This window comes from Gluconacetobacter sp., assembly GCF_047721585.1.
Classification (GTDB): Bacteria; Pseudomonadota; Alphaproteobacteria; order Acetobacterales; family Acetobacteraceae; genus Gluconacetobacter; species Gluconacetobacter dulcium.
Window position 1 is genome coordinate 1 of the sequence record NZ_JBDNXE010000054.1, and the last position, 26,684, is coordinate 26,684.

Consider the following 26,684-nt stretch of genomic DNA (forward strand, 5'->3'; position numbering starts at 1 on the left):
GTCCTCCCCGACTTTCGTACGCCTTACGGCGCCCGAAACTCTTCAGGAATGCAGTATGTCGGCTTATCGCGGGACGTGGTTCGTCTTCAGAAGTTATAAGCTCCCGCATATTCCTTGACCCTGGAGTTTCCGGTTCGTGCCAGGGGGTAAGGTCAATGGAGGGAAGGATCGGTCTGCCGCGAACCGTCCTCGCCGATACGGGCTTCGCCAGTCGCAAGGTCGTCGAAACATTGCAGGCCAGGGGCGTGGACCCGCTGGTTGCCATCGGACGCCCCATGGATCGGCGCTCTTATGATTTCCGGCCAGAGCCGCCACCCAATGAACCGCGTCGGATCACCGAACGCTGGCGTCTGGATATGAAGACCAGGCTCCAAAAGGACCCGGCAAAAGCCCTCGTCGTCCTCGCATACAATTGCCGCAGGATCGCCCGACTGACCGCCGCGTAAACGCCGGTGTCTTCGTCACTCATCACGACCGCAGCGTCCAACCCGACAGCCTGCTAGGACAGGATCAGACGGCCGCCCGATTCCGAGAGGTGGCAGCCAAGGAGCCTTTGCACGGAGCGGGCGAAATCGGCGGGGCGCAGCAGATCGAAGCTGCCCGTGACGCGGTTGCGGGCAATGCGGTCGTTCGTGATTTCGATCCTGGTGCGGGAATAGCGGCTGAACTGGGCGGCGGCCTCGGCGACGGGCGTATTGCTGAGAACCGCCTGGGCCTCGCGCCACGCGCGGCTGCTCAGAATCCCGGTTACGGAGAGCGGGTGGGGGATGAACGTCGTCTGATCGGGCGCGTCGTCGCCGGGCAGGTGATAGATCGCCGGCCCTTGCAGCACCGTGTGCAGGCTGCCGTCGGAAACGCCGATGGCCCCCCGATAGGCGACCAGGGTGGGGCGTGCGGCGTCGAGCGCCAGGTCGAAATCGGCATCGGCTGCCTGGAACACGAACCGCCCCACCGAGACGCGCGCCGTCGCCCGCGCCGCCTGCACGCCGATGCGCCCCGACAGCACGCGGATGCCCCGCCCGGTGCGCGCGGAAGCGGGCACGTACGCGGCCGAGAGCGCATCCAGCGTGACGATGGCATCCTGCCACGCGTAGCGCCTGGGCGATTCCTGCTCGCGGCGCAGCAGCGTGACGCGGTCGGGCGGGATGGCCCCGGCGACGAGGCCGGCGGCGCAGGCGGCCGCGGCGCCGGCGAATAGGTGCCGTCGGCCGACGGTCGGGGCGCGTGGCCGCGCGACCTCCCGCAGGAGGGGCGCTTCGGCCGTCGTGTAGTTCAGTGCGCGGTAGATGGCCTGGGCGCGGACATAGGCGCCGACATTGCGGCTGTCATGCTTCAGCCACCTGTCGAAGCGTGCCTGTTCGGATGGCGACAGGTGCCCGCGATCCTGGGCCGCGACCCAGCGCCCCGCCTGTTCGGTCCGTGCGTCGGGTCGGGGGCATTCTGGTGGCCCGCTCTCTTCGCTCACTGGCGATCACCTGCCTGGCGTTTGCTGTCGGGCAGGGAGATCGGCTTGCGCCGGACCGCTTCGGGCGCTCTTTCGATACGTCGATCGCTGCCGGCGTGGGACGCGAGGCGGGCCAGGCCGTTGGCAATCTGTCGTTCTACCGAACGTTCCGAAATCCGAAGTTTTTGTGCAATCTGCGTATAGGTCAAACCGTATATCTTTTTTAGAACGAATACATCGCGGCAGAGCGCCGGCAGCTTGAGCATGCCCGCCTTGAGATGGTCCATTTCCTGCCGGCCCGCGGCGATCCGTTCCGGCGAGGGGGCGGCGTCCGCGATATCGGCTGTGTCCCAGTCCAGGTCGCGGTCCAGGTAATGGATATTCGCCCTGCGTGCCAATTCGATCACCAGGTTGCGGGCGCAGTGGAAGAAGAGGGAACGCCCGTCGCGGATGTCCCCCGGATTGGAGGCGCAGAGGCGGGCATAGCATTCCTGGATGATGTCCTCGGCGCTTGTGCCGACCAGCGGGAAGCGCCGCAGCCATCGCCGGATCGCGCCTTCGTGCGGCAGGACATCGTCGACGATCCAGGAGAGCCGGCTGTCGTCGGGAAGGTCGGGCCGCGTTTCGCCGGCATGGTTTCCGCTGTCTGCGCGCACGGTGATTCGGACTTCCCCTGATGAAGACGCCCGGTGTCGTGACAGCATCATGCGATGGCGTAAAGAGCGCCCGGGGATGATCTTGATCCGCATGGCATGGGGGAGGCGGAGGGAAATGTGTGTCAGTGGCGCTTTTCTGTTCGTTTCGTAATGCGTGTAATAAAAATGAAATATTGAAGACGCGAATCTTTAACGAATTTGCGGGGAACCGCGGGGAGGGGATGTGGGGCCGGTGCGCGTCTTCCTGCATGCACGCTCTTTTCTGCCGGAGGTTCCATCGCAATGCGTCGTTCGAGTGTCCTGGTTTCGGGGCTTCTGCTTGGTACAACGATATCGTCACATCCGGTGCTGGCTGCGACGCATGTTTTCGATATCCCGGCGACGAGCCTGCCCGCCGCGCTCGCCCTCTATCAGAAGGCCACCGGAATCGGCGTGATTGCGAACGGGCAGAACGCGGAAAATATCAGAGTGCATGCCGTAAAGGGCCTCATGGATGACAGGGCCGCGCTGTCGGCCATGCTGGCGGGTTCGGCGCTGGTCGTCGGCGAGTTCAACGGCCGTGATGCGGTGATCCGCCGGAAGCCTGTGGCACCGAAGGCGGTGTCTCATGTGCGCGATGAAGAACAGCTCGACGTGATCGGCCACCGTTCGGTCGTGACCAGGAAGCGGAATTCGGACGTTCTTGTCGACAGCATCGCTTATAACGATACGTCGAGCCTGGGTGGCGGGGCGTCCTCGGTCGCCGACCTGCTGGTTCTGCTGCCCGGTGTGACGGGTATTCAGGACGGCGACCAGCCGCGTTTCGTGAGTGTGCGGGGTATTTCACCCGACCTGAACCAGACGACGCTGAACGGAATCACGCTGGCGACGATCGGGGACAATGGCGGCGGGACACGCCGCGTCAATCTTCAGAACATACCCGGAGAATTGACGGGCGAGGACGATATCTACAAGACGTTTACCGCCGAGCAGGATGGCGGGGCGATCGGCGCGGTCATCGACATGACGCCGCGCAGTGCCTTCGACTACAAGGGCTTGTACAAATATTTCACCGCCTATGGTGTCTACAACACCTACAAGGGGGCTGCCGGCGCCAACCGTGTGCCGGGGCAGGCGGGCCATCTGGCGCAAGGTGCGAAGGGCGTTCTGTCCGATCGGTTCGGCAAGGACAAAGAGTTCGGCATCATCGTTTCCATGCGCTACCAGAACCGTGTGCGCAATTCCTACAAGAACTGGCAGACGGACAGCTATTTCTACGACGACAAGGGATTGCCGGTGGGCGGGGAGAGTAACAACATTCCCAGCCGCGCCCTGGGATGGAACGGCCTGGAGGCGCCGCAGGACATCGAATACGGAAATTATTCCAATTCGATCACGAATTTGGGCGGGTCGGGACGGCTGGAATGGCGGCCCCACGATTCGGGGTGGAGCACGTCGCTGATGGGATATACCTATGAGCGGTGGGAACATTCCACGATGAACCACACCTATCTTCTGCTGGACAACCCGCAGATATGGGATCAGACGCCGACCAGCGGGCGGGAACTGGTCTATCGCTCGTCGAGTTATGTTCGGCGCGACCGCTGGCAGAGCGACAGCAGCGGCGTGCTGGGCGACGTGGGCTGGCATGACAATATCTCGGCCCTCAAGCTGAAGGTTGGTTATACCTGGGAGGATTACCAGAATTACCAGCCGCGCCTGACGGCCTATGCCTATCCGAAAAAGCAGGGGCTCTACCCGCTTTATGCCGATTATACCATCAAGGACGATTTCGCGTCGATGCCCAGCGTCAGCGACCCCGACAAGCTGCGGGCGATGAAATACAATCTGAGCCAGATCCAGCGCTATCACGACAAGGCGCGGGAGGGCGTGACCAACGTCAGGCTGGACTATACGCGCAATATCGGACCGAACGTGCATGGATTCGGTCTGGCCACCGGCTTCGAGTGGCGGACGCTGAACGTGACGGACCAGATGAACTATGAGGATTACGTCGCGGGCGGCGATGCCTCGGACTATATGTATTTTCCGAATTTCGTGCCGCCGGGCTCGCACTATACACTGCCCTGGATCGATATGGGGAAATTCCCCTGGGCCAGGCAGAAGCTGGACGTGGCCACCAGCCGGAACGATACGCTGGAATCGTTCTATCGCTATCGGGAGCAGTTGATCGACGGGTATCTGTCACTGCACTACAAATGGCGGGACTCGCTGCTGATCGCCGGCGTGCGGGCGGATTCGGTCAGTTTCAGCAGCCTGCTGCCGCAGGTCGAAAACGGCACGGCGACGGGGGCGATGGGAACCAACCATGGCGGTTACCTGCACCCGTTGCCGTCGGTGACGTTCGTTCATGACTTCCCTTACGCGGTCAAGCTGCGGGCGTCGTACAGCCAGAGCGTCGGGCGGCCGATGCCCTCACAGATCGCGCAGGTGCAGAAGATGACCTGCGGCGACGACCAGCGCGGCGGGACCGAATGCACGCTCTCGCGCGGCAATCCGAACTTGCGGCCACGTCAGGCGCAGAATTTCGATGCGTCGGTCGAGAAATATTTCAACCACAATCATGGTGTCGTCAGCGTCGCCTATTTCGACAAGATGATAAAGCACGATATCTACACGCTGCTGGATCATGAGATGATCAACGGCATGCCGACATCGGTGACCCAGCCGCTGAACGCCACCAATTCGTCGCTGATGGGTGTGGAAGGGTCGCTGGTCGAGGAGGGGCTGCGCGGCCCGCTTGGGCAGCGTTTCGATATCTCGGTCAACGGAACGTGGATGCACGGCTCGATGATCTATGCGTCGTCCAGCGGGTCTTACAAGCTGAACCAGTTGCCTGATCAGCCGAACTATATCTTCAACGGTGCCGTGACGTGGCATGTGCCGCAGATGCGGGGCGCGGTGCGGGCGACACTGTCCTACACGCCCAAATATCTGACAGACCCCGCGTCGCAGCCCTGGGAGAATGTGGGGTATGGCGAACTGACGAGCCTGGACCTGGCGGCGTGGAACGACATCACCGACCATATTCGCCTGAAATACGAGGTGGATAACCTGGTCGGCGCCCATCGGACCTATGTGCAGGGCACCAACCTGCAACGGATCAATGAGAAAGATTATTACGGTCGCAGCATCTACTTTCAGGTCGTGGTCGACTGAAGGGCCGCCTGCGGTATTGCTTCCCTTTTTATCGAGCGGTTACTGGAGCATGTCTACCGAATTGGTTTTCGGTGGAAATGCTCTGGCATTTGCGGCATGGATGCTGCGTCCTGCTGGTTTGCGATCGGTTGTCCGCTCTGACGGACATTGACACGGTTTGCATAGGCGTGGATTTCTGCCGACGGCCCGGTTGGAGGCCGAAATAGGCGGTTTCCGTCGCATCCACGCGGAAGAGGGCAGGTTTCGGTGCCGATGACCCCTTCAGATGGGTCGGTTTTCCATGCCGGTTCACAGATGTGTGCCGGCGTGGGATCTGTGACAGCATGAAGACGGCGGTGGAAACGGTCTTTATGCGCACGGTATCGAACGGTTATCGCCGCTTTTTGCAACTTTTCGCTCATGTTTTTGGAAGAGCCGCGGGCCTGCACGCCGGCGGCTGTTTTCGTCGCGCCTGAAATTTCGCTGCTATGCGAAGATGAATGGCTGGCGTCTGGATTGCTGTATTCATCTGGCGCGCACGGGTGCGCAGCCGGAATAGCGGGACAAGACGGTCCGGGACATGGTCCGGGCCGAGCGCGCGACGCTGGTGCCCTATGCTGGACCGTTTGACGATGTGTGCGGCCGCTCGGCTGCCGTCTGGAGCCGCTTCTGATCTCTATCAGAACGAACGATCCCGCGCGGGCTTCACCAGAGGCGCAGAATTCAAGGCCGATTGACATCATGCATCTGTGATCGCTCGTGCCTGTTTTTGGCCTCGACAAGGCGTTGAGCCGGTCCCTAGATTTCACCCAACAAGTGTTTGGTAGGTTTGGCGGCGTGAGGGGGATGCAGGTGCCTGGGCATCGTGAGGATCGAGAGGGGATGACGTGTGATGTCGTGATCGTCGGGGCGGGGCCTGCGGGTCTGGCGGCGGCGATCCGGCTCAAGCAGCGCTCACCCGAACTTCAGGTCATCGTGGTCGAGAAAGGGGCGGAAACCGGTGCCCATATCCTCTCCGGCGTGGTCATGGACCCGGTGGGTCTGGATGCGCTGCTGCCGGGGTGGCGGGAAGAGGACGATCGCCCGCTTCGCCAGGAGGTTGTGGAGGACCGATTTGCGTTCCTGACGCGGGAGCGGGCGTTTTCCGTGCCGGAAATGCTGTTTCCGGCGCGCCTGAGCAACAAGGGATGTTTCGTCGGCTCGCTGGGCGAGGTGACGCGGTATCTGGCGGGCCGGGCGGAAGGGCTTGGGGTCGAGATCTATACCGGGTTCGCGGCGACCGAGATCCTGTATGACGAGACCGGTCGGGTCGCGGGCATTGCGACCGGCGACATGGGGATCGGCAAGGATGGCCAGCCGACCGCGGCGTTTACGCCGGGCATGGAACTGCGCGCGCGCTACACCCTGCTCGCGGAAGGGGCGCGTGGTTCGCTGAGCAAGCAGGTCATTGCGCGCCATGGGCTGGACCGTGACTCCGGATTTCAGAAATATGGGCTTGGGATCAAGGAAGTGTGGGAGGTCGCGCCGGGGAAATGTCATCCCGGCCTGATCCGGCATACGGTGGGATGGCCGCTGGACCGGCATACGGGGGGTGGGTCGTTCGTCTATCACGGTGCCGATCAACTGGTGACGGTGGGGTTCGTCGTTCATCTGGATTATGCCAACCCGACCCTGTCGCCGTTCGACGAGTTTCAGCGGTTCAAGACGCATCCGTCCATGCGCGATCTGCTGGCCGGGGGACGCCGGGTGGCCTATGGCGCGCGGGCCCTGACCGAGGGCGGATGGCAGGCGGTGCCGCGTGTGGCCTTTCCGGGCGGGGCGCTGATCGGCTGTGCGGCGGGATTCATGAATGTCGCGCGGATCAAGGGATCGCATAACGCCATCCTCTCCGGCATGCAGGCGGCGGATGCGATCGTCGCGGAGCCGGATCTGGCCGAGCCGCGATCTTATGAGGCGGGATGGCGGATGTCCGCGATCGGGCGGGATCTGTACCCTGTCCGCAACGTCAAGCCGCTCTGGTCGCGCTTCGGGCTGGCGGGGCTGGCGCTCGGCGGGCTGGACATGTGGGCGCATGCGCTGGCGGGGGGCTCGGTTCTGGGCACGCTGCGCCATCGCAAGGCCGATCATGCCAGCCTGCGGCCACGCGCGGAGGTGACGCCGATCGCCTATCCGAATCCGGACGGGGTGCTGACCTTCGACCGGTTGTCCTCGGTGTATCTGTCGGGGGTGAATCACGAAGAAAATCAGCCCTGCCATCTGCGGCTGGCCGATCCGCTGCTGCCGATCCGCGAGAACCTGCCCCGGTTTGGCGAGCCTGCGCGGCTCTATTGTCCGGCGGGGGTCTATGAGGTTGCGGTGGCGGCGGATGGAGCGGCCTCCTTCGTGATCAACGCGCAGAACTGCGTGCATTGCAAGACCTGCGACATCAAGGACCCGGCCCAGAACATTACCTGGACCCCGCCCGAGGGCGGTGGTGGCCCCAATTACGCGAATATGTGAGGCCAAGACATGAACGATATCGAAAACGAAATGCCGTTTCGGACCTGCGCGGTGATCGGCGCCGGGACCATGGGGGCCGGGATCGCGGCGCATATGGCCAATGCCGGGGCGCAGGTCGTGCTGCTGGACCTGGATGCCGAGGTCGCCGCCCGTGCGGTGGAGCGGCAGGTCAAGGCCGGGGGCTTTATGCTGCCCGGTTTCGCGGACCGGGTGCGGACCGGCAGCACGCGCAGCGACATGGCATTGCTGGCGGATGCGGACTGGATCGTGGAGGCGGTGGCCGAGCGGCTGGACGTCAAGCGCGGCCTGTTCGCGGAGATCGCGCGGGTCAGGAAGCCGGGTTGCGTGCTGTCGTCCAACACATCGACGATTCCGCTGCGCGATCTGGTGGAGGGCATGGACCCGGCGCTGGCCCGTGATGTGCTGATTGCGCATTTCTTCAATCCGCCGCGCCAGATGCGCCTGCTGGAACTGGTGACCGGGCCGCGGACCGATCCGGACAGCGTGGCGCGGCTGAGCCGCTTTATCGATGTCGGCCTCGGCAAGAGCATTGTGGCCTGCAACGACACGCCGGGGTTTATCGCCAATCGCATCGGCTGTTTCTGGCTGGCGGCGGGGCTGGGCGAAGCCTTGCGGCTGGGGATCGACGTGGAGACCGCCGACGCGGTGATGGGCAAGCCGTTCGGCCTGCCGCGTACGGGCGTGTTCGGGTTGTACGACCTGATCGGCATTGACCTGATGCCGGGGCTGATCCGCTCGCTTCAGGCCAATCTGCCGGCTGGGGACGCCATTCAGGCCTATGACGCCGAGCCCGCGCGCGTGACCGCGATGCTGGCGCAGGGGCTGACGGGGCGCAAGGGTGGCGGCGGCTTCTACCGGATGGTCGCGGGACGCGGGGCGCGGGAGGTGCTGGACCTTTCCGGCGGGGCGTATCGCGACCCGCGCCCGGCGCCGGTGCTGGAGGGGGAGCCGCGCCGGCTCATGGCGGGGGACGATCTCGCGGGGCGCTATGCCTGGGCGGTGATGTCGCGCACCCTGGCCTATGCGGCGTCTCTGGTGCCGGAGATCGCGGATCGGCCCGACCAGGTGGATGAGGCCATGCGGCTTGGCTATGGCTGGACCTATGGGCCGTTCGAGCTGATCGACCGGATCGGGGCGGAATGGCTGGCCGGCCGGCTGGCCGAGGACGGGCAGCCGGTGCCTGCTCTTTTGCAGGCGGCCTCCGCCGGTGGGTTCTATCGTGTCGCGGAAGGCGCGCGCGAGGTTCTGGTACCGCGGGCGCAGGGGGCGGTGCATGCGCGTCTGGAGCCGGCCGAAGGTGTCATCGCGCTGCCGGCGCTGCGTCTGGCCCGGCAACCGGTCTGGTCGAGCGCGGCCGCGTCGCTGTGGGATCTGGGCGAGGGTGTGGGGCTGTTTGCCTTCCAGACCCGGCTGAACGTCTTTACCGCGCCGCTGATCGAGGCCGTGCAACGGGTTGCGGCCGTCGTGCCGGATCATTTCGATGCGCTGGTCGTGGGGAATGACGGGCCGGTCTTCAGTGCCGGCGCGGACCTGAAAGCCATGCTGGCGCTGTCGGAAGGCAATGACCGGGCGGGGCTTGAAGCGTTTCTGTGCGCCGGGCAGCAGGCGTTCGATGCGCTGGCCGGAGCGTCGTTTCCGGTGGTCGGGGCGGTTGGGGCGCTGGCTGTCGGCGGAGGGTGTGAATGTCTGCTCCATGCCCATCGGGTGGTGGCCCATGCCGAGGCGCGGATCGGGCTGGTCGAGGCGCAGGTCGGGCTGGTGCCGGGCTGGGGTGGGGTGGCGGCGTGGCTGGCGCGGCATCAGGCCGCCGGGCTGGATGCGGGCGCTGCGGCCGCCGCGACGCTGCGGGCCGTGGTGCGGGGCGTGACGTGGCCGGGCGCCTTCTGTGCGCGGGAGGCCCGCCTGCTGCGGCCGGATGATCGCATCGTGATGAATGCCGACAGGCTGATCGCCGAGGCCCGTACCGTCGCGCAGGCGTTGCGGCCCGGTTTCCGGCCGCCCGTCGCGCCGGATCTGCATCTGCCGCCGCGCGCGGTGCTGGAGGGCGTGGTGGCGGACCTGGCGCCTTCTCTCGCGCCGCATGACCGCGTGATTGCGGGGGCGCTGGCCGACATTCTGTCCGGTGACGGGCGGCCTGTCCGTGTCGCGGACCTGAATGCGCGGGTGACGGAATGCTTTCTGGACCTCGCCTTTACCGACCCGACCAGGGCGCGCATGCGCCAGATGATCGCTACCGGAAAACCCCTGCGCAACTGACGGGCGGCACACCGCACAGCCACGCCGCACATTGCACATCGTACAAGAAGGAAGAACAGGACATGCCAGCCTACAAGGCTCCGGTCGAGGATATGATGTTCGTGCTGAAGGATGTCCTTGGCGCCGAACAGGTCTTTGCCGAAATCCCCGCTTATGCGGAGATCGATACCGATGTGGTCGGGACCGTGCTGGAAGAGGCCGGGCGTTTCTGCGCCGAGATTCTCCAGCCGCTGAACATGAGCGGCGATGCCGAGGGCTGCCGCCTGGAAGACGGCGTGGTGCGGACGCCGAAAGGTTTCGCGGAAGCCTATGCGGCGTTCTCCGACGCCGGATGGGGTGGGCTGTCGGCGTCGCCCGATCATGGCGGGCAGGGGTTGCCGCGCACGGTGCAGATCCTCGTGGACGAGATGCTGTCGGCCGCCAATCTGTCGTTCGGGCTGTTTCCCGGCCTGACGCGCGGGGCGTATGAAGCGATCGAGGCGCATGGCGACGAAACGCTGAAAGCGCTTTATCTGCCCAAGATGATTGCCGGGACCTGGACCGGTGCGATGGCGCTGACCGAAGGGGGTGCCGGGTCCGACCTGGGCTTGCTGAAGGCGACGGCGGCGCCGCGCGGCGATGGTTCGTACACCGTGACCGGATCGAAGATCTTCATTTCCTCCGGCGATCATGACATGGCGGAGAACGTCGTTCATCTCGTGCTGGCGCGGTTGCCGGGGGCGCCGGCGGGCACGCGGGGCATCAGCCTGTTTCTCTGCCCGAAATTTCTGCCCGATCCGGATGGGGCGCCGGGTGCGCGCAATGCCATCTCGGTCGGGGCGCTGGAACACAAGATGGGCATTCATGCCCAGCCGACCTGCGTCATGAATTATGACGGGTGCCAGGGCTGGCTGGTGGGGGAGGAACATCGTGGCCTCGTCGCGATGTTTACCATGATGAATGCCGAGCGGCTGTTCGTCGGCGTGCAGGGGCTGGGGGTGGCCGATGCCTCCTACCAGACCGCCGCGACCTATGCGCGCGAGCGGTTGCAGGGGCGGGCGACGGATGGGGCCGGCACCGCACCGATCATTGCCCATCCGGATGTGCGGCGGATGCTGCTGTCGATGCTGTCCTTCATCGAGGCCGGGCGGGCCCTGAGCCTGTTTACGGCGCTGGAGATGGACAAGGAGAAATTCCATCCCGATCCGGAGGTCCGGCGCGTGTCGGGCGGGCTGGTGGCGCTGCTGACGCCGGTGATCAAGGCGGCGCTGACCGATTTCGGGTTCGAGGCCGCCGTGCTGGGCCAGCAGGTGCTGGGCGGACATGGCTATATCCGGGAATGGGGGCAGGAGCAGTTCGTCCGCGATGCCCGGATCGCCATGATCTACGAGGGGACGAACGGCATCCAGGCACAGGATCTGGTGGTGCGGAAACTGCCGCTGGACGGGGGGCGCCCTGTCCGGATGTTCCTCGGGCTGATCAGGGAGACGGTGGAGCAGGCGGAGGGCGTTGCCGAGGCTGCCGCGCTCCGCGTGGCCGTGGCGGAGGCGCTGGCGCATCTGGAGCCGGTGACGGCGCGGCTGATCGACGGCGATCTTGCCGGACTGGACGAGCGCAATGCGGCGGCGACCGACTATCTGCGCCTGTTCGCGCTGGTGGCCTTCGGCTGGCTGTGGCTGCGGATGACCCTGACCGTGGTGACGATGGGGGAGAACGCGGATGCCCATGCGCGGCGCAAGATCGCGGTCGGCCGGTTCTTTGCCGGCCGCGTCCTGCCGCAGGCGGGGGCGCTGGCGCGGCAGATCGGCGCGGGGAATGCGCCCCTCATGGCGCTGGCCGCCGGGGATTTCTGACGCGTGGCCCCGGATATGATCCACGGAGGAAAAGCATCCATGAAAACGATCCTTGTTCCGGTCAAGATGGTTCTCGATTCCAACGCGCGGCCGCGCGTCCGGACGGATGAAAGCGGTATCGACCTCTCGGGCATGCGCATGGCGATCAATCCGTTCTGCGAGATCGCGGTGGAGGAAGCGCTGCGCCTGAAGGAGGCCGGGCTGGCCGAGGAGGTCGTCGTGGTCTCCATCGGGCCGGTCAAGGCGCAGGATACGTTGCGCCAGGCTCTGGCGATGGGGGCCGATCGGGCCACGCTGATCCAGACCGACGAGACGGTCGAGCCGCTGGCGGTGGCCAAGCTGCTGCGTGCGGTGGTGGGGGAGGAACAGCCGGACCTCGTTATCCTGGGCAAGCAGGCGATCGACGATGATTGCAACCAGACCGGCCAGATGCTGGCGGCGCTGCTGGGCTGGCCCCAGGCGACGTTCGCCTCCGCCGTGCGGTTCGCGGATGGGCGGTTGCTGGTGACACGGGAGATCGATGCCGGGTTGCAGACGCTGTCGCTGCCGCTGCCGGCGGTGGTGACCACGGATCTGCGCCTCAACGAGCCCCGGCATTGCGCGCTGCCCAACATCATGAAGGCTCGCAAGAAGCCGCTGAAGATCGGCACGCCTGCCGATTACGGCGTGGAGATCGGCCGGCGGCTGAAGATTCTCGCGGTGCGGCCGCCCGCCGGGCGCAAGCCGGGCATCCGGGTGGCGACCGCGTCCGAACTGGTCGGAGACCTGCGCGCGGCGGGGCTTGTCTGACACGTTTCCTTTGCAACCGCGTGAGGGCGGAGATCGGTATGACGACACTTCTTATCGCGGATCACGACAATCGCGCGCTCTCCGATGCGACGGCCCGCGCCCTGAGTGCGCTGGGGGCGATCGACGATGCGGTGCATGTTCTGGTCGCGGGACATCAGGCCGGGCCGGTGGCTGGGCAGGCTGCGAAACTCCGGGGCGTGGGGCGGGTGCTTCTGGCGGACGACGAGGCGTTCGCGCACGGGCTGGCCGAGCCGGTGGCCGCGCTCGTTCTGTCGCTGGCCGGGGGGTATCGGGTGATCGCCGCGCCGGCGACCTCCGGCGGCAAGGATGTGCTGCCGCGTGTCGCGGCGCTGCTCGACGTGATGCAGGTTTCCGATGTGGTGCGGGTGGTTTCGCCGGATACGTTCGAGCGGCCGATCTATGCCGGCAATGCGGTCGCCGTGGTGCAGAGCACGGATGAAAAGAAACTTCTGACGATCCGGACATCGGCCTTTTCCGCCGCCGGGGTGGGCGACGCTGCCGCGCCGGTCGAGGCGGTGGGGGTGCCCGAGGGCGACTGGCGCGCGCGCTTCGCGGGCGAGACGCTGAGCAGCAGCGACCGGCCGGATCTGGCGTCGGCCCGGATCGTCGTCTCCGGCGGGCGGGCGCTGGGATCGGCCGAGAAGTTCCAGGAGGTTCTCGGCCCGCTCGCGCAACGGCTGCATGCCGCCATCGGCGCGTCGCGCGCGGCGGTCGATGCGGGATACGCCGCCAATGACCTGCAGGTGGGCCAGACCGGCAAGGTCGTGGCGCCCGACCTGTATATCGCGCTGGGCATTTCCGGGGCGATCCAGCATCTGGCCGGCATGAAGGATTCGAAAGTGATCGTGGCGATCAACAAGGATGAGGATGCGCCGATCTTCCAGGTGGCCGATTACGGCATCGTCGGCGATCTGTTCGAGATCGTTCCCGAACTGGAAAAGGCGCTTGGCTGACCGGTCGGGTCAGCGCGACGAGGAAGAGACATCATGATACATGAAGATCCTGCCGTGATCGTTGCGGCCGCACGGACCCCGCTGGGGCGGTTTCTGGGCGATCTGTCCGCCGCCACGGCGCCGATGCTGGGGGCGACCGCCATTCGCGGTGCGCTGGGCCGGGCCGGACTGGCGCCCGACAGGGTGGATATGGTGACCATGGGCTGCGTTCTGGGAGCGGGGATCGGGCAGAATCCGGCCCGCCAGGCGGCGTTGGGCGCGGGCCTGCCGCAGGGGACGGCGGCTGCGACGGTCAACAAGGTCTGTGGCTCGGGCATGATGGCGGTGTTCATGGCGCGGGATGCGCTGCTGGCGGGATCGACGACGGTTGCCGTGGCGGGCGGGATGGAATCCATGTCGAACGCGCCCTATCTGCTGCCGCGCGCGCGCACGGGCTATCGCATGGGACACGAGACGGTCGTGGACCACATGCTGCGCGACGGGCTGGAAGATGCCTATGAAGACGGCCGGTCGATGGGCGATTTCGGCGAGGCCACGGCGGAGGCGTACGGGTTCAGCCGCGCGGACCAGGACCTCTATGCCGCACGGACGCTGATGCGCGCGCAGGCTGCGATTGCGGAGGGTGCGTTTACGCAGGAGATCGAGCCCGTGACGCTGGCCACCCGCAAGGGGGACGTGCGCGTCGCGGCCGACGAGAACCCGCCGAAGATTTCGCCGGAGAAGATTCCCGCCCTCAAGCCCGCCTTTCGCCGGGATGGCACGATCACCGCCGCCAGTTCGTCGGCGATCGCCGATGGGGCGGCCGCGATGGTGCTGGCGCGCCGGTCGTTCGCGCTGGGGGCGGGGCTGCCGGTTCTGGCCGAGATCCGCGCCTGCGCGACCCATTCGCAGGAGCCGGCCTGGTTCACCACCGCGCCCATTCCGGCCATTCGCAAGGTTCTGGACCGGGCCGGGTGGTCGGTCGGCGATGTCGATCTGTTCGAGATCAACGAGGCGTTTGCCGTGGTGGCCATGTCGGCGCAGCGGGACCTGGGCATTCCGGCGGACCGGCTGAACGTGCATGGCGGGGCCTGTGCGCTGGGGCACCCGATCGGCGCGACGGGCGCGCGCATCATCGTCACCCTGCTCCATGCCCTGCGCGCGCGTGGTGCGCGGCGCGGGGTTGCGGCGTTGTGCATCGGGGGAGGGGAGGCCACCGCGATCGCCATCGAGATCGCAGCCTGATCCGCCACCCGGACAAGAAACAAGAAAAACGGAAAGAGTGACCGATATGGGCGAGGATCGTGTTCGACATGCCGGCATGCGGCGCAGGATTTGCAGCGCCGAGGACGCCGCGGGCCATATCCAGCATGGCATGACGCTGGCCACGGGGGGCTTTACGCCGTCCGGCACGCCGAAGGCCGTGCCCAGGGCCCTGGTCCGCCGGGTGGAAGAGGCGCGGCAGGGTGGCATGCCCTTTGCGGTGCGTCTGTTTACCGGGGCCTCGACCAGCCCGGAACTCGATGGCGGGCTTGCGCGGGCGCACGGCGTGAGTTTTCGCATTCCCTATAATGGCGACCCCGACATGCGCGGGCGGATCAATGCCGGGGAGACGGCCTATGTCGATACCCATCTGAGCCGCCTGGCGCCCTGGGTGCGGGCGGGTTTCTTCGGCAGGATCGACGTGGCCGTGGTGGAGGCGGCGGCGATCCGGGAGGATGGCGCGATCGTGCCGACGCTCTCGATCGGCAATAACAAGACGTGGCTCGACATGGCCGACAAGGTCATCATCGAGGTCAATGAATGGCATAATCCGGCCATCGAGGGACTGCACGACATCTGGGCGGGCGATACCCTGCCGGCCGATCGGCGCGAACTGCCGCTGCGCCGCCCCGAGGACCGGATCGGCGAGACGGTGCTGCATGTCGATCCGGCCAAGGTGGCCGCGATCGTCCTGACGAACGAGCCTGATCTGAACGCGTCCTTTCGCGAGGCGGATGGCGCGGCGCGGGCGATTTCGGGCCATCTGATGGAATTCTTCCGCCATGAGGTTTCGCGCGGGCGCCTGCCCGCGTCGCTGCCGCCGATTCAGTCCGGGGTCGGGAATGTCGCCAATGCGGTGATGGCGGGGTTGGCCGAGGGGCCGTTTGACGATCTGGTGGCCTATACCGAGGTGATTCAGGACGGCATGCTGGCCATGCTTCATTCGGGCAAGATGCGGGCGGCTTCAGGGGCGGCGTTTTCGGTCAGTGCCGGGGCCTCCGCGCTGCTGAACCGCGAGATGGCGGCGTTTCGGAAAAAGATCGTGCTGCGGCAACAGGAAGTCAGCAACAATCCGGAGATCGTCCGGCGGCTGGGCTGCATTGCCATGAACACGATGATCGAGGCCGATATCTACGGCAACGTGAACTCCACGCGCGTCATGGGGTCGCGCGTGCAGAACGGGATTGGCGGATCGGGGGATTTCGCGCGCAGTGCCCATGTCTCGATCTTCATGGCGCCGTCGACGGCGAAGGGCGGCAGCATTTCCGCCATCGTGCCGATGATGGCGCATGTCGATCACGTCAATCAGGACGTGCAGGTGCTGGTGACGGAACAGGGGCTGGCCGACCTGCGGGGATTGTCGGCGCGCGAGCGGGCGCGGCTGATTATCGACCGGTGCGCCCATCCCGAATACCGGCCGATGCTGAAGGATTATCTGGACCGCGCCGAGCGTGGTGTCTTCGGTGGCGAGACGCCGCATCTGTTGCGGGAATCCCTGGCCTGGCACCAGCGCTTTATCGAGACCGGGTCGATGCGCGCGTGACGGCAGGGCTTCGAGAGAGGTGGATATGACTGAAGAACTGACGATTGATGACGGGAAGCTGACGATCCGGGTCGTGGCGATGCCAAGCGATACCAATCCCTCGGGCGATATTTTCGGTGGCTGGCTGATGTCGCAGATGGATCTGGCCGCCAGCACGACCGCCGCGCTGACCGCGCGGGGGCGGTGTGCCACGGTGGCGATCGACGGGGTGGTGTTTCACCATCCCGTCGCCGTGGGGGACGAGGTCAGTATTTATACCCGTCTGCTGAAGGTGGGGCGGACCTCGATGACGATCGACGTTCAGGCCTGGCGGCGGGTCCGGCATACGACGGAAATCCAGAAGGTGACACAGGGCTGTTTCGTGTTCGTCGCGCTGGATGCGGAGGGACGGCCGCGCCAGGTGGCCGTGTAGGCGACGCCGGGGACTTTGGCGTCGGCCGGGGTTCGTGGGGGCGGCCCCCGTGCTATAGGACCGGAATGGATGATGACGCCGTTGCCGGAACGCCTGCCGTGACCCGCTGCCGATGGGCGCAGACGGACCCGTTGCTGCGGGCCTATCACGACCAGGAATGGGGCGTGCCGGTGCATGACAGCCGGATGCTGTGGGAAATGCTGTGTCTGGAAGGGTTCCAGGCCGGTCTGTCCTGGCTGATCGTGCTGCGGCGGCGGGAGGGATTTCGGCGCGCGTTCGCGGGGTTCGATCCCGAGCGGGTCGCAGGTTTCGGGGCGGCGGACGTGGAGCGCCTGATGGCGGACCCCGGAATTATCCGGGCGCGCGCCAAGATCGAGGCGACGATCGGCAATGCGCGGGCCTATCTGGCGATGATGGAACGCGGGGAGGATTTCGCCGACTTCGCCTGGAGCATGGTGCCGGAGGCGCCGGTGCGGAACATGACCGGGGCGGTCTTGGCGCAGTCGCCCTTGTCGCAGGCGATGGCGAAGGCGCTCAAGGCGCGGGGGTTCCGGTTCGTCGGGCCGGTGATCGTTTATGCCTGGATGCAGGCTGTCGGCATGATCGACGACCATGATCCCGCGTGCTTTCGCCATCGTCGGCAGGGCGCGGGGTGAAGAGCGGGGTGTCGTTCGTGCCCGTGGCGTACGGTGTCGGCCGTCCTGACTTTTTATGATCTGCGTTCGCATTCCGCGAGGAACGGTGTGAGCGCGGGGTTCAGGTTGCCGGGTCGCCAGGCCACGACGTGATTGACGATCGGTGCGTTGTCGAGATCGCGGAAAACGACGCCGCCGCTGCGCGCTTTCCGGATTCCGTCGGGGACCAGGGCGACGCCCAGCCCTTCGGCGACCAGATTGACGATCGTATGCTGATATTGCGTTTCCAGCCGGATGATCGGCTCGAAACCGCCTGATCGGCAATATCGGATGATGGCCTCCCGCAGCATCGTGGAGACCTCGACCGGTGCCGCGAGCAGGGGTTCGTCTTCCAGGTCCCTGGCTTCGATCCGCGCGCGGAGGGCGAGCGGGTGGTTCGCCGGCACGGCCAGGCAGAGCGGTTCGCTGAGGATCGCGCTTGTTTGCAGCCCGCGAATGAAGCCGGGATCGAACATGATCCCCGCGTCGAAACGGCCCGCCAGGATATCGGCGGCGAGCGAGCCCGGAATGACCTCGCGCAGCCGGGTATGGACCATGGGATAATGCGCCACGTAACGGCGCACGAGGCTGGGGATCACCGTGTAGGTGGCATACATCATGAAGCCGATGGAAAGCTCGCCAAGCTGGCCGTGTTCCGCCAGCTGGGCGTTGGCGCAGGCCTGATCGAACGCGGCCAGGACCGCCTTGGAATCGTCGAGGAAACGCTGGCCGGCACGGGTGAGGGTCGCGTGGCGTGAGTTGCGTTCGAGCAGGCGGACGCCCAGTTCCTTCTCCAAAGCCGCGATCTGGCGGCTGAGGGGCGGCTGGCTCAGATGCAGGCGTTCGGCCGCGCGCCCGAAATGCAGCGTTTCGGCCAGCACGACGAAATAGCGCATCTGTCGAATGTCGATCATGGCAGGGCCATCATGGCTGGGAATCCGCACGCGAAAGGCTGGGAGGCTGCGTCGGAAGCCTCGTGGGGCGGGCCGGACGGCCGCTGCCCCCCAGAATATCAGGCGAGGGGAGCGGTCTGGAACAGCGTTACGCGCAGGCCGCCATGCGGTATTGGCGCGGTGTTGGGCAGGAAAGGCAGGCCGGTGGCATGGGCCAGGCCGGATTCGGTGGTGACGAGGCCGACGCGCCAGCCGCTGAAATGGGTCGCCAGCGTGCGCCCCAACGCGCGGTAGAGGGGGAGCAGGGCTTTTCGGTCGCCGATGCGGGTGCCGTAGGGGGGATTGACGATGACCAGTCCCGGCGTGTCGCAGGGGGGGCGGATGTCGCTGATCGGGGTCTGCTGGAACGTCGTCCAGGGGGTGACGCCCGCGCGTTCGGCGTTCGCGCGGCTCATGGTGATGGCCCCGGCGTCGCGGTCGCTGCCGTAGGAGCGGGATGTCGGTGTGCGCATGCTTTTGACGTCGCGCATTTTCCGCCAGGCGGCTTCGTCGAAATTGGCCAGGTGCTCGAACGCGAAATGGCGCGAGCGGCCGGGATTGAGGCGGGCCGCGATCTCGGCTGCTTCGATGACGAAGGTGCCCGAGCCGCACATCGGGTCGAATACCGGCTCGTTGCCGTCATAGCCGCATTGCAGGAGGAAGAGCGAGGCCATGGTTTCGCGCATGGGGGCACGGTTGACGGCCTGCTTGTGGCCGCGCCGGTGCAGCAGGTCCCCGGAACTGTCGATGCTGATCGTGCAGAGATCGTGGTCGATCCTGACCCGGATCGTGAGGTCGGCATCGGGTGAGCAGGGGGCGCCGATGGTCCTGCGGATCGCATTCTCGATCCGTTCGGCGGCGGCGCCGGCGTGGTAGATGCGCGACCCGGTGCAGGATGCTTCGACCCGGAAGGGGATATCGGGGCGCAGGAGGCCGGCCCACGGCACCAGCCGTGCGCGGTGGTCGAGCTGGGCGAGATGGACGACCTTGAAGGCGTCGATGCGCGCCAGGATACGATTGGCCCCCCGGACCCAGAGATTGGCCCGCCAGACTTCCGGCCAGCCGCCCCTGATGACGACGCCGCCGGGAACGGCATGGGGCTGCCTGAAGCCCTTCAGGCGTATTTCGCCACACAGTGCGTCTTCCTGGCCCGGTGCTGTGGCGAGGAAGATCTCGAAATCCCGGTCTTGCGTCATCGGGCCTGCATGGCAGGAAGCCGCGGCCACAGCAACCGGCATGCCCTCCGGCATGGGGGCGCATGGTATGTCGTGGTGGGGGAATTTATAAATAATTCAATATGATGGATGAATTTCTTTCGAGGGGAGCATATTGCCATAATTTGTTATATTTATTGGGGTAATATCGGGTGGCCCAGACACCGGCCAAACAGTCGGAAGTACGTATGTCGAAAGAGAAAAAAGCTTTTTCTGAAGACCGATATAGTTCTCTCGACCTTGTTCCGGATATGGTTTGCGTCTGCGGAGACGACGGTCGGCATGAATATTTCAACAGGGTCTGGAGAGAATACGGGACAGCGGACTTTGCTTCGTCCCGATGGATGGAATGGGTTCTTCCCGCCGATCAGCGCCAGTTCGACCCGGCGATGCGGGAGGCTATGCTGGCCGGCGGCACGTTCGAGGCTGATCTGCGCATCCTGCATCCGGTCGATGGGGCACGCTGGTTTCTGCTGAGGGTTTGCCCGTTGCCCGAGGGGCTGGATGGGGGGCGCCACTGGCTGTTGAGCCTGACGGATATCCATGCCCGAAAGCGCCGTGAACTGGCGCTTCTGCGCGACAGCCGGTTACAGCGGGAAATGCTCGATATCAGCGTCGACTGCATCAAGCTTGTCCGGCCGGATGGGACGCTGGCGCGCATGAACCGGGCCGGCTGCGTGGCGCTGAATGTGGGCGAAGACTCAGGTTTCGGCATGGACTGGCTGCATCTGCTGCCCAGGGAAGCGCATCAGGCGGGGCGCCAGGCGCTGTTGAAGGCGAAGCAGGGGGAGAATGCGCGTTTTCTCGGGATCAGCCAGTTGCCGGGTCAGGACCCGCGCCATTGGGACAATATGCTGACGCCGCTGAAAAACGCCGACGAGGATGTCGAGGCCATTCTGTGCGTCTCGCGTGATGTGACCGTGCAGCGTGCCAGCGAACGCCGGATCGCGCTGCTGTTGCATGAACTGGCGCACCGGTCGAAGAACATGCTCGCCGTGGTCCAGGCGCTGATCCGGCGGACCGTGCCGGACCCGCAGGCGCCGTTCGTGGCGATTCTCGGCCAGCGCATTGCTGCGATCGCGCGGAACCAGGAGCTGCTGATCAATGGGCAATGGTCGGGGATCACGATCGAAAAGCTGCTGGCTTCGCAGACGGCGGTGATCGGCGACGTGAACCAGAAACGCCTGCTGCTGCATGGTGTGGGCGGATTGCGCCTGCTGCCCGAGACGGCGGAACGGCTGGGGCTGGCGATCTTTGAACTGACGACCAACGCCATTAAATACGGCGCGCTGTCGAACGATACCGGGACGGTGGCGATAGACTGGGCGGTGCTGGAGCGGAACGATGGCGATCGTTTTCGGCTGGTCTGGCAGGAAAGTGGCGGCCCCAGAGTGAAGGCGCCCGTCCGCCAGGGGTTCGGTACGGCCGTGATCGAGCGGAATCCGCGGGCCGTCATCGGGGCGGCGGTGACGTATCGCTATGAGCCTGAGGGCGTGTCATGGGCGTTCGAGGCCCCGAAATCCCGTGTGCTGGATGAGAAGGCATCGGCCGCTGCCGGCCCGGCGGCAGCCGTGGAAACGGGTGCGGCTCCTCTGTTGTAGAAGGATCTAGGCTGGTTTGTCGTGGCCGTCGCATTCCGCCTGGATGGACTGAAGGGAAGGAATGTTTTATGCTTCTGAGAATATTGTCTGGCCGCGAGGGATGCATTGAAAAGACAAGCGGGGGCCGCCAAAGCGCCGCGTATCGTGGACGCGAAGGCGCAATCCGAGGGATTTCGGGCCAATCGTGCGGCTCGGCGCAATGTTCTGGTCGAGGATTATGTCGAACTGATCGCTGATCTGCTCGCCGAGGGCATGGAGGCCCGGCAGGTCGATATCGCCGCGCGGCTGGGCGTTTCCCAGCCCACGGTGGCGAAGATGCTGGCCCGGCTGGCCAATGAGGGGCTCGTGACGCAGAAGCCCTATCGCGGGGTGTTCCTGACCGAGGCCGGTGCGTCGCTGGCGATGGATGTGCGCCGAAGGCATCGGATCGTCGAATCCTTTCTGGCCGCGCTGGGGATCAGCACCGAGAATGTGCGTATCGATGCCGAGGGAATCGAGCATTATGCCAGCGAGGAGACGCTGGCCGCCTTCGAGCGCGCGCTGGATGCCGGGTTGCAATCCTTCATGGCGGATGGGGTGACACAGGGCGGGTAGGATGCTGCTGCGCGAGGGGGAAGCCAGAACGTTCGTCATGGACCGCCGGTTGGGCTGTTCGCTGGCGGCGGTCGCCGGTGCGGTCAATGCGGCGGGCTTTCTCGCGGTCGGGTATTATTCGGCCAACATGACGGGCAACCTCTCCCGCCTGTCCATGGACCTGCGCGCGGTCGATCTGTCGTCGGCAGTGGCCTGCCTGGGGCTGATCGCCGCTTTCGTGGCGGGAGCGGTTCTGTCGGCTTTTCTGGTCAATGCCGGTCGGCGTCATGGTCGCCCGGCCATCTATGCCTACAGCATCCTGCTGGAGGCGTTGCTGCTGGCACTGCTCGGGGCATTGGATATCGCGTTGCGGGTCGGGCCGCGCGAGCCGGTTCTGGCTTATGGGCTCAGTTTCCTCATGGGATTGCAGAACGCCACGGTCACGCGCATTTCCGGCGCACGGGTGCGCACGACGCATATGACCGGCATGTTGACCGATTTCGGGATCGAACTCGCGGACTGGCTGGACGCCGTGCGCCGGCCGGGCGATCCGGGCCGTATGGTGCAGGTCCGCGAGCGGCTGGCGCTTCATGGCGGGATCGTCCTGTCCTTCGCCTGTGGTGGGGTGGGCGGCGCGCTCACCTATGGCTGGTGGCGGGCGGGTGCGCTGCTCGGACTGGCGCCGATCCTGGTCTGGCTCGCGCTGCCGGGGGCGATGGCCGATCTGCGGGATCGGTTGTCGGGTCCGAGGCCGCCGGGACCGGTGGCCTGACATGACCGCAGTCTTTATCCCCCCCGACCATGAAGTGCTGGCCCATTATCGCAGCGACCAGGGCGATATCTGGATCAGCGAGGATATTCGGACCGAAAGCCGCATCTACTGGCAGGAGGGCTGGTGCCAGAGCGAGAGCGATGCCGACGGCATCAGTTACGCGCCCTATATCCATGCGCTGTTCGGCTTCCTGATGCAGACCCCGGCGGGCACCCGGCCGGATGAGCCGGTTCTGGTGATCGGCTGCGGTGGCGGGTCGCTGGCCACCATGCTGGACCGGGCGGAGCGGGCAGTTGAACTGGTCGATGTGAATCCGCTGGCCTTTGCCATTGCCCGGCAGCATTTCGGCCTGCCGTCGTGGATTCCGTGCCATCTGACGGATGGGGCGGCCTGTCTGCGCGAGTTGCCCGCGACCCGACGTTTTGGCGCAATCGTCGTCGATGCCTTTCGGGGGGATGTCGTGCCCAGCCATCTGGTGGGGGCGGGCTTCCTGTCCGATGCGGCCTACCGTCTGGCGGACGATGGATTCCTGGCGATGAACCTGTTCGAGGGGCCCGGTCGGCCGGATCTGGTCGGTCGGGCCGCCGTCACCGCCGGACGGGCGGTGACTCCTTGGGGCGACGTGCGCCTGTTCGAGGAGGCCGAGGGACGGGAGGGGAATGTCCTGCTGCTGGCGGGTGCCGTGGCCGGTCTGGGTGAGCCCGGCCTGTTGTTGCCGCCGCGCACGATGATCGCCGAGACGCGCCGATCGCTGGAGCGGATGCGCTTTCGGCCGGTCGATGTGACGGTGTGACCGGGCGGCCCCTCGGTCACGCCGTAAATGCGCGCTGGATCGCGCGGGAGGGTTTCCGGGTTGCTTGGAAAACCTGCCTGGAAATGTGGGCTGGTGAGCGAGAGCGGCCCCTTGGGCCGCGCCCGGCGTGTATTTTCGAGCATCGCAGCGGAGCGGCCTTGATGGCCGTGAGCAGCGAAGCGCAGAAAATGCGCGCTGGATCGCCACCAGCGCGCATTTCCAGGCAGGTTTCAGGATTTGGTGGTGGAGGCCCGGTAGATCTTGTCGATCGCCTTTGCCAGGGTGGCGTCGAATTCGGCGTCGGTCATGGACACTTTCAGGTCGCCGACCAGGGCGCGGGAGAAGCTGGCGATCATACCGTGGTTGGCTGACAGGCGGGTGCACGCATCGTCCAGCGTGTAGCCGCCGGACAGCGCCACGACACGCTGCACGCGCGGGTGGCGGACCAGGTCGACATACAGGTCCGGAGTCTCGGGGATCGTCAGCTTCAGCATCACCTGATAGTCGCCGGGCAGCGCGTCCAGGCCGCGTGCCAGTTCGTCACGCAGGATCGCCTCGGCGGCGGCTTTCTGCGGGCTCTTGATCAGGACTTCCGGTTCCAGGATCGGCACCAGCCCGTGGGCGGCGATCTGGCGGGCCAGGTCGAACTGCTGCGCCACGATGGCGGCGATGCCCTCCTGGTTCGCCAGGTTGATGACCGAGCGTTCCTTGGTGCCGTAGATGCCCAGCTTAACGGCACGGGCCAGCAGCGGGTCCAGGCCGGGGATGGGCTGCATCAGCCGCACGCCGTCGACTTCCTCTTCCAGCCCCTTGTCGACCTTCAGGAACGGGACGACGCCGCGATCTTCCCAGAGATAGGCGGGAACCTGCTTGTCGCCGACCAGCCCGTCCATCGTGCGCTCGAACAGGATGGCGGCGATGACCTTGTCGCCGGTGAAGGATGGTGCCGTGATGATGCGCACGCGCATCTCGTGCATCAGGCGGAACATCTCGTCGTCGCCGTTATAGGCGCTTTCGGGAATGCCGTAATGGCCCAGCGCGCCGGGCGTGGAGCCGCCGCTCTGGTCAAGGGCGGCGATGAAACCAGGCTTGGCAGAAAGTTGTGACTTCATGCTCTCGAACGACATGATTATGTTTCCCCCGCTTGGTGCAGATGCGTATCTGGGCCTCGCTCCGGGATCGGTGGTCGTGAAACCGTCTCCCCCCAGGCGATTGCCCGTTTCTGGAGATTGCCGGGTTTGCCGTCAATGGTGAAGAGGCTGTCGAGCGCGGCGCTTAGTCCGGAGCGCTGTCGGCGGGCAGGTCGGGGACCGTGGCGTAGACCAGAGCACTGTAATATTCGCTGTTGCGGTGAGCCCTGACATAGGCCGGCGTGATCTGCCCCACCCGCGAGCGTGTGCGGACCGACGCATACCAGTGCACCACGCGCGTGCCGGGCAGCAGGATATCCGCCGCCCGCGCCTGTCGGCTGGTCCGGAAGAGATGTTCCGAAATCTCGGGCGGTACCGGGTAGAACACGGACGGGTCATGGATCGTCAGGTCTTCCGCGCCCCCTTGCTCCACGACGCTCTGGAGCAGGTGGGGACCGAGCGCGTAGGGCCGCAGCCGTGCTTCGGGTGACAGGGCCAGCATGGCGCGGAGGCAGGCGCGCAGCCACGGCGTGCCGGGCGGAGACCCCAGCACCGCGTTGTTCAGCCCGAGCGGGTAAAGATGTTCGACCCGGCGGAACCCTTTCCAGCCGCCGGGCAGCGCGCGGAACACGCGGCGCATCAGCGACAGGCCGATATGCCGTGTCTTCAGCAGGGGCGACCGTGTGTTTCGGACATGCGGCGGCCATACGATGCGCTCGGCCCCGACGAACGGGCCGGATTCCAGCAGCGGGCGCAGCGAGGCCGTGGTGAGGGTGTCCATGTCCAGATAGATGCCGCCGTCGCGGTACAAGATCGCGGTGCGCAGGATATCCGCGCGCTGGACCGGCGTGCGGACGCCTTCATACAGCGCGACAAGGCTGCCCGGTGGCAGGTCGGCGGCCTGTTCTACAGCCGCCAGGTCGCGCTGCGGGTCGATTCGGGACAGGATGACGCCGGGGGTGCTTTCCAGTGTGCGCTTCTGCGGGCCGTCCGCGAGCGCATCGGTGTGATGCAGGATGACCGCGTCCATGTCGCCCGTCGCGGCGGCCGAGAGGATGGCGAAGACATAGGCCCAGGGCAGGCGGGGGCCGACCCAGCAGAAATGGACGCGGGCGGGAATGGTCATGGCAGTCGGCTTTCCGTCGCGCGGGTTTGAACTGTCGGCTTCATCGTGAAATGCGCGCTCTTTTGCTTTGTCGCTGTCCGACTGTAGAGTGCCGCCCGTCTTAAGAAGACCATTGGCGATCGAGAGAACGTCCTATTGCGTGAAATTGTCATCTTTCGCCAGAACCAGTTCCGGCTTTCCGAGATTTTCATCGTCCAGCAGGTGCAGGCCCTGCTTCGGTATGCGCCGCTCTATGTAGGACGCATGCGTTTTGGGCCGGGGCCGGATGGGGCGCGTGCGCTGCTGCTGCGCGACCTCTGGCGGCATGGCGCGTGGCCACGCATGCTGGCGCAGATGCTGACGCGCGATCCCGCGCCGTATCTGCGTCTGCTGGCGGGGCGGCGTCCCGCGCTGGTCCATGCCCATTTCGGGATCGATGGGGTGTATGCCCTGCCGCTGGCGCGGCGGCTGGGTGTGCCGCTGGTGACGACGTTCCATGGTTTCGACGTGACGCTGTCCGACCGGTATTTCCTGCGCTCGCCCGCCTGGGTGAATTATCCGCTGCATCGGCGCGCGCTGGCGCGGCAGGGGCAGTTGTTCCTGTGCAATTCCGGCTTTCTGCGCGACCAGGCGGTGGCGCGCGGCTTTCCGGCGGAGCGGACGCATGTCCATTACATCGGTGTGGATTGTGCGGCCTACCAGCCGCGCGAGCCGGCGGAAGAGACGCCGGTGATCCTGCATGTCGCGCGGCTGGTCGAATTGAAGGGCACCGAATATCTGCTGCGGGCCTTTGCCCGGCTGGCCGCGGCGCATCGGGACCTGCGCCTGGCCATTATCGGGGAGGGGCCGTTGCGCGGGCGGCTGGAGGCGCTGGCCGGTGCGCTGGGGGTGGCGGAACGGGTGCTGTTTCTGGGCGCGCAACCGCATGCGGTGGTCATGGAATGGATGCGGCGGGCGATGATGCTGGTGCTGCCCAGCGTGCTGACGGCCAGCGGGCGCGTCGAGGGACTGGGGATGGTGATGCTGGAGGCGGCGGTCTGCGGCGTGCCGGGCGGGGCCACGCGGGTGGGGGGGATTCCCGAGG

At 65.9% G+C, this 26,684-nt stretch carries 22 protein-coding genes and 1 pseudogene; 17 read left to right on the forward strand and 6 right to left on the reverse strand.

Going from position 1 to position 26,684, the window contains the following annotated elements:
• Positions 1-146: 146 nt before the first annotated feature.
• A pseudogene (locus tag ABF821_RS11360) lies at positions 147-446 on the forward strand (transposase); the annotation flags it as partial.
• Positions 447-499: 53 nt separating this feature from the next.
• On the opposite strand, the gene ABF821_RS11365 reads toward ABF821_RS11360, so the two are convergent.
• Both ABF821_RS11365 and ABF821_RS11370 read right to left on the reverse strand, forming a co-directional pair.
• The gene (locus ABF821_RS11365) at positions 500-1,465 is read right to left on the reverse strand and encodes a DUF4880 domain-containing protein (protein WP_415530052.1); all 966 of its coding nucleotides are present in this window, start codon (positions 1,463-1,465) and stop codon (positions 500-502) included.
• Positions 1,462-2,193 carry an RNA polymerase sigma factor gene (locus ABF821_RS11370; RefSeq protein ID WP_415530053.1) on the reverse strand — a complete coding sequence of 244 codons (732 nt, stop codon included), beginning with the start codon at positions 2,191-2,193 and terminating at the stop codon, positions 1,462-1,464. The genes ABF821_RS11365 and ABF821_RS11370 overlap by 4 nt, the downstream gene beginning before the upstream one ends.
• Before the next feature lie 189 nt (positions 2,194-2,382).
• Here ABF821_RS11370 and ABF821_RS11375 point away from each other — a divergent pair, with 189 nt between their 5' ends.
• The 11 genes from ABF821_RS11375 (at position 2,383) to ABF821_RS11425 (ending at position 17,462) form a co-directional block, all read left to right on the forward strand.
• The gene (locus tag ABF821_RS11375) at positions 2,383-5,259 is read left to right on the forward strand and encodes a TonB-dependent receptor (RefSeq protein ID WP_415530054.1); all 2,877 of its coding nucleotides are present in this window, start codon (positions 2,383-2,385) and stop codon (positions 5,257-5,259) included.
• Positions 5,260-5,582: 323 nt separating this feature from the next.
• Positions 5,583-5,714: a hypothetical protein gene (locus tag ABF821_RS11380; protein WP_415530055.1), complete on the forward strand. Its 132-nt coding sequence runs from the start codon at positions 5,583-5,585 to the stop codon at positions 5,712-5,714.
• A gap of 406 nt (positions 5,715-6,120) precedes the next feature.
• Positions 6,121-7,737, forward strand: coding sequence for an electron transfer flavoprotein-ubiquinone oxidoreductase (locus ABF821_RS11385; protein ID WP_415530056.1), 1,617 nt, complete (start codon positions 6,121-6,123; stop codon positions 7,735-7,737).
• 9 nt (positions 7,738-7,746) lie between these two features.
• Positions 7,747-10,014, forward strand: coding sequence for a 3-hydroxyacyl-CoA dehydrogenase NAD-binding domain-containing protein (locus ABF821_RS11390; RefSeq protein WP_415530057.1), 2,268 nt, complete (start codon positions 7,747-7,749; stop codon positions 10,012-10,014).
• Between the two features lie 62 nt (positions 10,015-10,076).
• Positions 10,077-11,846, forward strand: coding sequence for an acyl-CoA dehydrogenase family protein (locus ABF821_RS11395; protein ID WP_415530058.1), 1,770 nt, complete (start codon positions 10,077-10,079; stop codon positions 11,844-11,846).
• Positions 11,847-11,885: 39 nt separating this feature from the next.
• Positions 11,886-12,635, forward strand: a complete 750-nt coding sequence (locus tag ABF821_RS11400; RefSeq protein ID WP_183008649.1) for an electron transfer flavoprotein subunit beta/FixA family protein — start codon at positions 11,886-11,888, stop codon at positions 12,633-12,635.
• A gap of 38 nt (positions 12,636-12,673) precedes the next feature.
• Positions 12,674-13,609, forward strand: a complete 936-nt coding sequence (locus ABF821_RS11405; protein WP_415530059.1) for an electron transfer flavoprotein subunit alpha/FixB family protein — start codon at positions 12,674-12,676, stop codon at positions 13,607-13,609.
• Between the two features lie 33 nt (positions 13,610-13,642).
• Positions 13,643-14,833 carry a thiolase family protein gene (locus tag ABF821_RS11410; protein WP_415530060.1) on the forward strand — a complete coding sequence of 397 codons (1,191 nt, stop codon included), beginning with the start codon at positions 13,643-13,645 and terminating at the stop codon, positions 14,831-14,833.
• Positions 14,834-14,879: 46 nt separating this feature from the next.
• Positions 14,880-16,394: a succinate CoA transferase gene (locus tag ABF821_RS11415; protein ID WP_415530069.1), complete on the forward strand. Its 1,515-nt coding sequence runs from the start codon at positions 14,880-14,882 to the stop codon at positions 16,392-16,394.
• A 25-nt stretch (positions 16,395-16,419) separates the two neighbouring features.
• Complete coding sequence (locus tag ABF821_RS11420) at positions 16,420-16,806, forward strand: acyl-CoA thioesterase (protein WP_182974912.1); 387 nt, start codon at positions 16,420-16,422, stop codon at positions 16,804-16,806.
• Between the two features lie 65 nt (positions 16,807-16,871).
• A complete protein-coding gene (locus ABF821_RS11425; protein ID WP_182974911.1) occupies positions 16,872-17,462 on the forward strand; it encodes a DNA-3-methyladenine glycosylase I in 591 nt (196 codons plus the stop codon).
• Between the two features lie 53 nt (positions 17,463-17,515).
• On the opposite strand, the gene ABF821_RS11430 is transcribed toward ABF821_RS11425, so the two are convergent.
• Positions 17,516-18,394: a LysR family transcriptional regulator gene (locus ABF821_RS11430; protein WP_415530061.1), complete on the reverse strand. Its 879-nt coding sequence runs from the start codon at positions 18,392-18,394 to the stop codon at positions 17,516-17,518.
• Positions 18,395-18,492: 98 nt separating this feature from the next.
• Positions 18,493-19,608 carry a THUMP domain-containing class I SAM-dependent RNA methyltransferase gene (locus tag ABF821_RS11435; RefSeq protein ID WP_182974909.1) on the reverse strand — a complete coding sequence of 372 codons (1,116 nt, stop codon included), beginning with the start codon at positions 19,606-19,608 and terminating at the stop codon, positions 18,493-18,495.
• A 206-nt stretch (positions 19,609-19,814) separates the two neighbouring features.
• Here ABF821_RS11435 and ABF821_RS11440 point away from each other — a divergent pair, with 206 nt between their 5' ends.
• From ABF821_RS11440 to ABF821_RS11455, 4 genes are all read left to right on the forward strand, one after another.
• The gene (locus ABF821_RS11440; RefSeq protein ID WP_415530062.1) at positions 19,815-21,227 is read left to right on the forward strand and encodes a sensor histidine kinase; all 1,413 of its coding nucleotides are present in this window, start codon (positions 19,815-19,817) and stop codon (positions 21,225-21,227) included.
• A gap of 105 nt (positions 21,228-21,332) precedes the next feature.
• Positions 21,333-21,821: a manganese-binding transcriptional regulator MntR gene (mntR, locus tag ABF821_RS11445; protein WP_415530063.1), complete on the forward strand. Its 489-nt coding sequence runs from the start codon at positions 21,333-21,335 to the stop codon at positions 21,819-21,821.
• 1 nt (position 21,822) lies between these two features.
• Positions 21,823-22,572, forward strand: coding sequence for a YoaK family protein (locus ABF821_RS11450; protein WP_415530064.1), 750 nt, complete (start codon positions 21,823-21,825; stop codon positions 22,570-22,572).
• A gap of 1 nt (position 22,573) precedes the next feature.
• Positions 22,574-23,365 (forward strand): spermidine synthase, encoded by a 792-nt coding sequence (locus ABF821_RS11455; RefSeq protein WP_415530065.1) that lies wholly within the window; start codon positions 22,574-22,576, stop codon positions 23,363-23,365.
• A 230-nt stretch (positions 23,366-23,595) separates the two neighbouring features.
• On the opposite strand, the gene ABF821_RS11460 is transcribed toward ABF821_RS11455, so the two are convergent.
• Together ABF821_RS11460 and ABF821_RS11465 are read right to left on the reverse strand one after the other, a co-directional pair.
• A complete protein-coding gene (locus ABF821_RS11460; RefSeq protein WP_415530066.1) occupies positions 23,596-24,492 on the reverse strand; it encodes a fructose bisphosphate aldolase in 897 nt (298 codons plus the stop codon).
• Positions 24,493-24,640: 148 nt separating this feature from the next.
• Positions 24,641-25,621: a glycosyltransferase gene (locus ABF821_RS11465; protein WP_415530067.1), complete on the reverse strand. Its 981-nt coding sequence runs from the start codon at positions 25,619-25,621 to the stop codon at positions 24,641-24,643.
• A gap of 135 nt (positions 25,622-25,756) precedes the next feature.
• On the opposite strand from ABF821_RS11465, the gene ABF821_RS11470 reads away from it, so the two are divergent.
• On the forward strand, positions 25,757-26,684 hold a 928-nt coding region (locus tag ABF821_RS11470; RefSeq protein ID WP_415530068.1), incomplete at its 3' end, for a glycosyltransferase.

Coding starts and splice junctions, on each gene's coding strand:
- ABF821_RS11370 (WP_415530053.1), bottom strand. CDS start 2,193: ATGCGGATCAAGATCATCCCCGGGCGCTCTTTACGCCATCGCATGATG.
- ABF821_RS11375 (WP_415530054.1), top strand. CDS start 2,383: ATGCGTCGTTCGAGTGTCCTGGTTTCGGGGCTTCTGCTTGGTACAACG.
- ABF821_RS11380 (WP_415530055.1), top strand. CDS start 5,583: ATGAAGACGGCGGTGGAAACGGTCTTTATGCGCACGGTATCGAACGGT.
- ABF821_RS11385 (WP_415530056.1), top strand. CDS start 6,121: ATGACGTGTGATGTCGTGATCGTCGGGGCGGGGCCTGCGGGTCTGGCG.
- ABF821_RS11390 (WP_415530057.1), top strand. CDS start 7,747: ATGAACGATATCGAAAACGAAATGCCGTTTCGGACCTGCGCGGTGATC.
- ABF821_RS11395 (WP_415530058.1), top strand. CDS start 10,077: ATGCCAGCCTACAAGGCTCCGGTCGAGGATATGATGTTCGTGCTGAAG.
- ABF821_RS11400 (WP_183008649.1), top strand. CDS start 11,886: ATGAAAACGATCCTTGTTCCGGTCAAGATGGTTCTCGATTCCAACGCG.
- ABF821_RS11405 (WP_415530059.1), top strand. CDS start 12,674: ATGACGACACTTCTTATCGCGGATCACGACAATCGCGCGCTCTCCGAT.
- ABF821_RS11410 (WP_415530060.1), top strand. CDS start 13,643: ATGATACATGAAGATCCTGCCGTGATCGTTGCGGCCGCACGGACCCCG.
- ABF821_RS11415 (WP_415530069.1), top strand. CDS start 14,880: ATGGGCGAGGATCGTGTTCGACATGCCGGCATGCGGCGCAGGATTTGC.
- ABF821_RS11420 (WP_182974912.1), top strand. CDS start 16,420: ATGACTGAAGAACTGACGATTGATGACGGGAAGCTGACGATCCGGGTC.
- ABF821_RS11425 (WP_182974911.1), top strand. CDS start 16,872: ATGGATGATGACGCCGTTGCCGGAACGCCTGCCGTGACCCGCTGCCGA.
- ABF821_RS11430 (WP_415530061.1), bottom strand. CDS start 18,394: ATGATCGACATTCGACAGATGCGCTATTTCGTCGTGCTGGCCGAAACG.
- ABF821_RS11435 (WP_182974909.1), bottom strand. CDS start 19,608: ATGACGCAAGACCGGGATTTCGAGATCTTCCTCGCCACAGCACCGGGC.
- ABF821_RS11440 (WP_415530062.1), top strand. CDS start 19,815: ATGTCGAAAGAGAAAAAAGCTTTTTCTGAAGACCGATATAGTTCTCTC.
- ABF821_RS11450 (WP_415530064.1), top strand. CDS start 21,823: ATGCTGCTGCGCGAGGGGGAAGCCAGAACGTTCGTCATGGACCGCCGG.
- ABF821_RS11455 (WP_415530065.1), top strand. CDS start 22,574: ATGACCGCAGTCTTTATCCCCCCCGACCATGAAGTGCTGGCCCATTAT.
- ABF821_RS11460 (WP_415530066.1), bottom strand. CDS start 24,492: ATGTCGTTCGAGAGCATGAAGTCACAACTTTCTGCCAAGCCTGGTTTC.
- ABF821_RS11465 (WP_415530067.1), bottom strand. CDS start 25,621: ATGACCATTCCCGCCCGCGTCCATTTCTGCTGGGTCGGCCCCCGCCTG.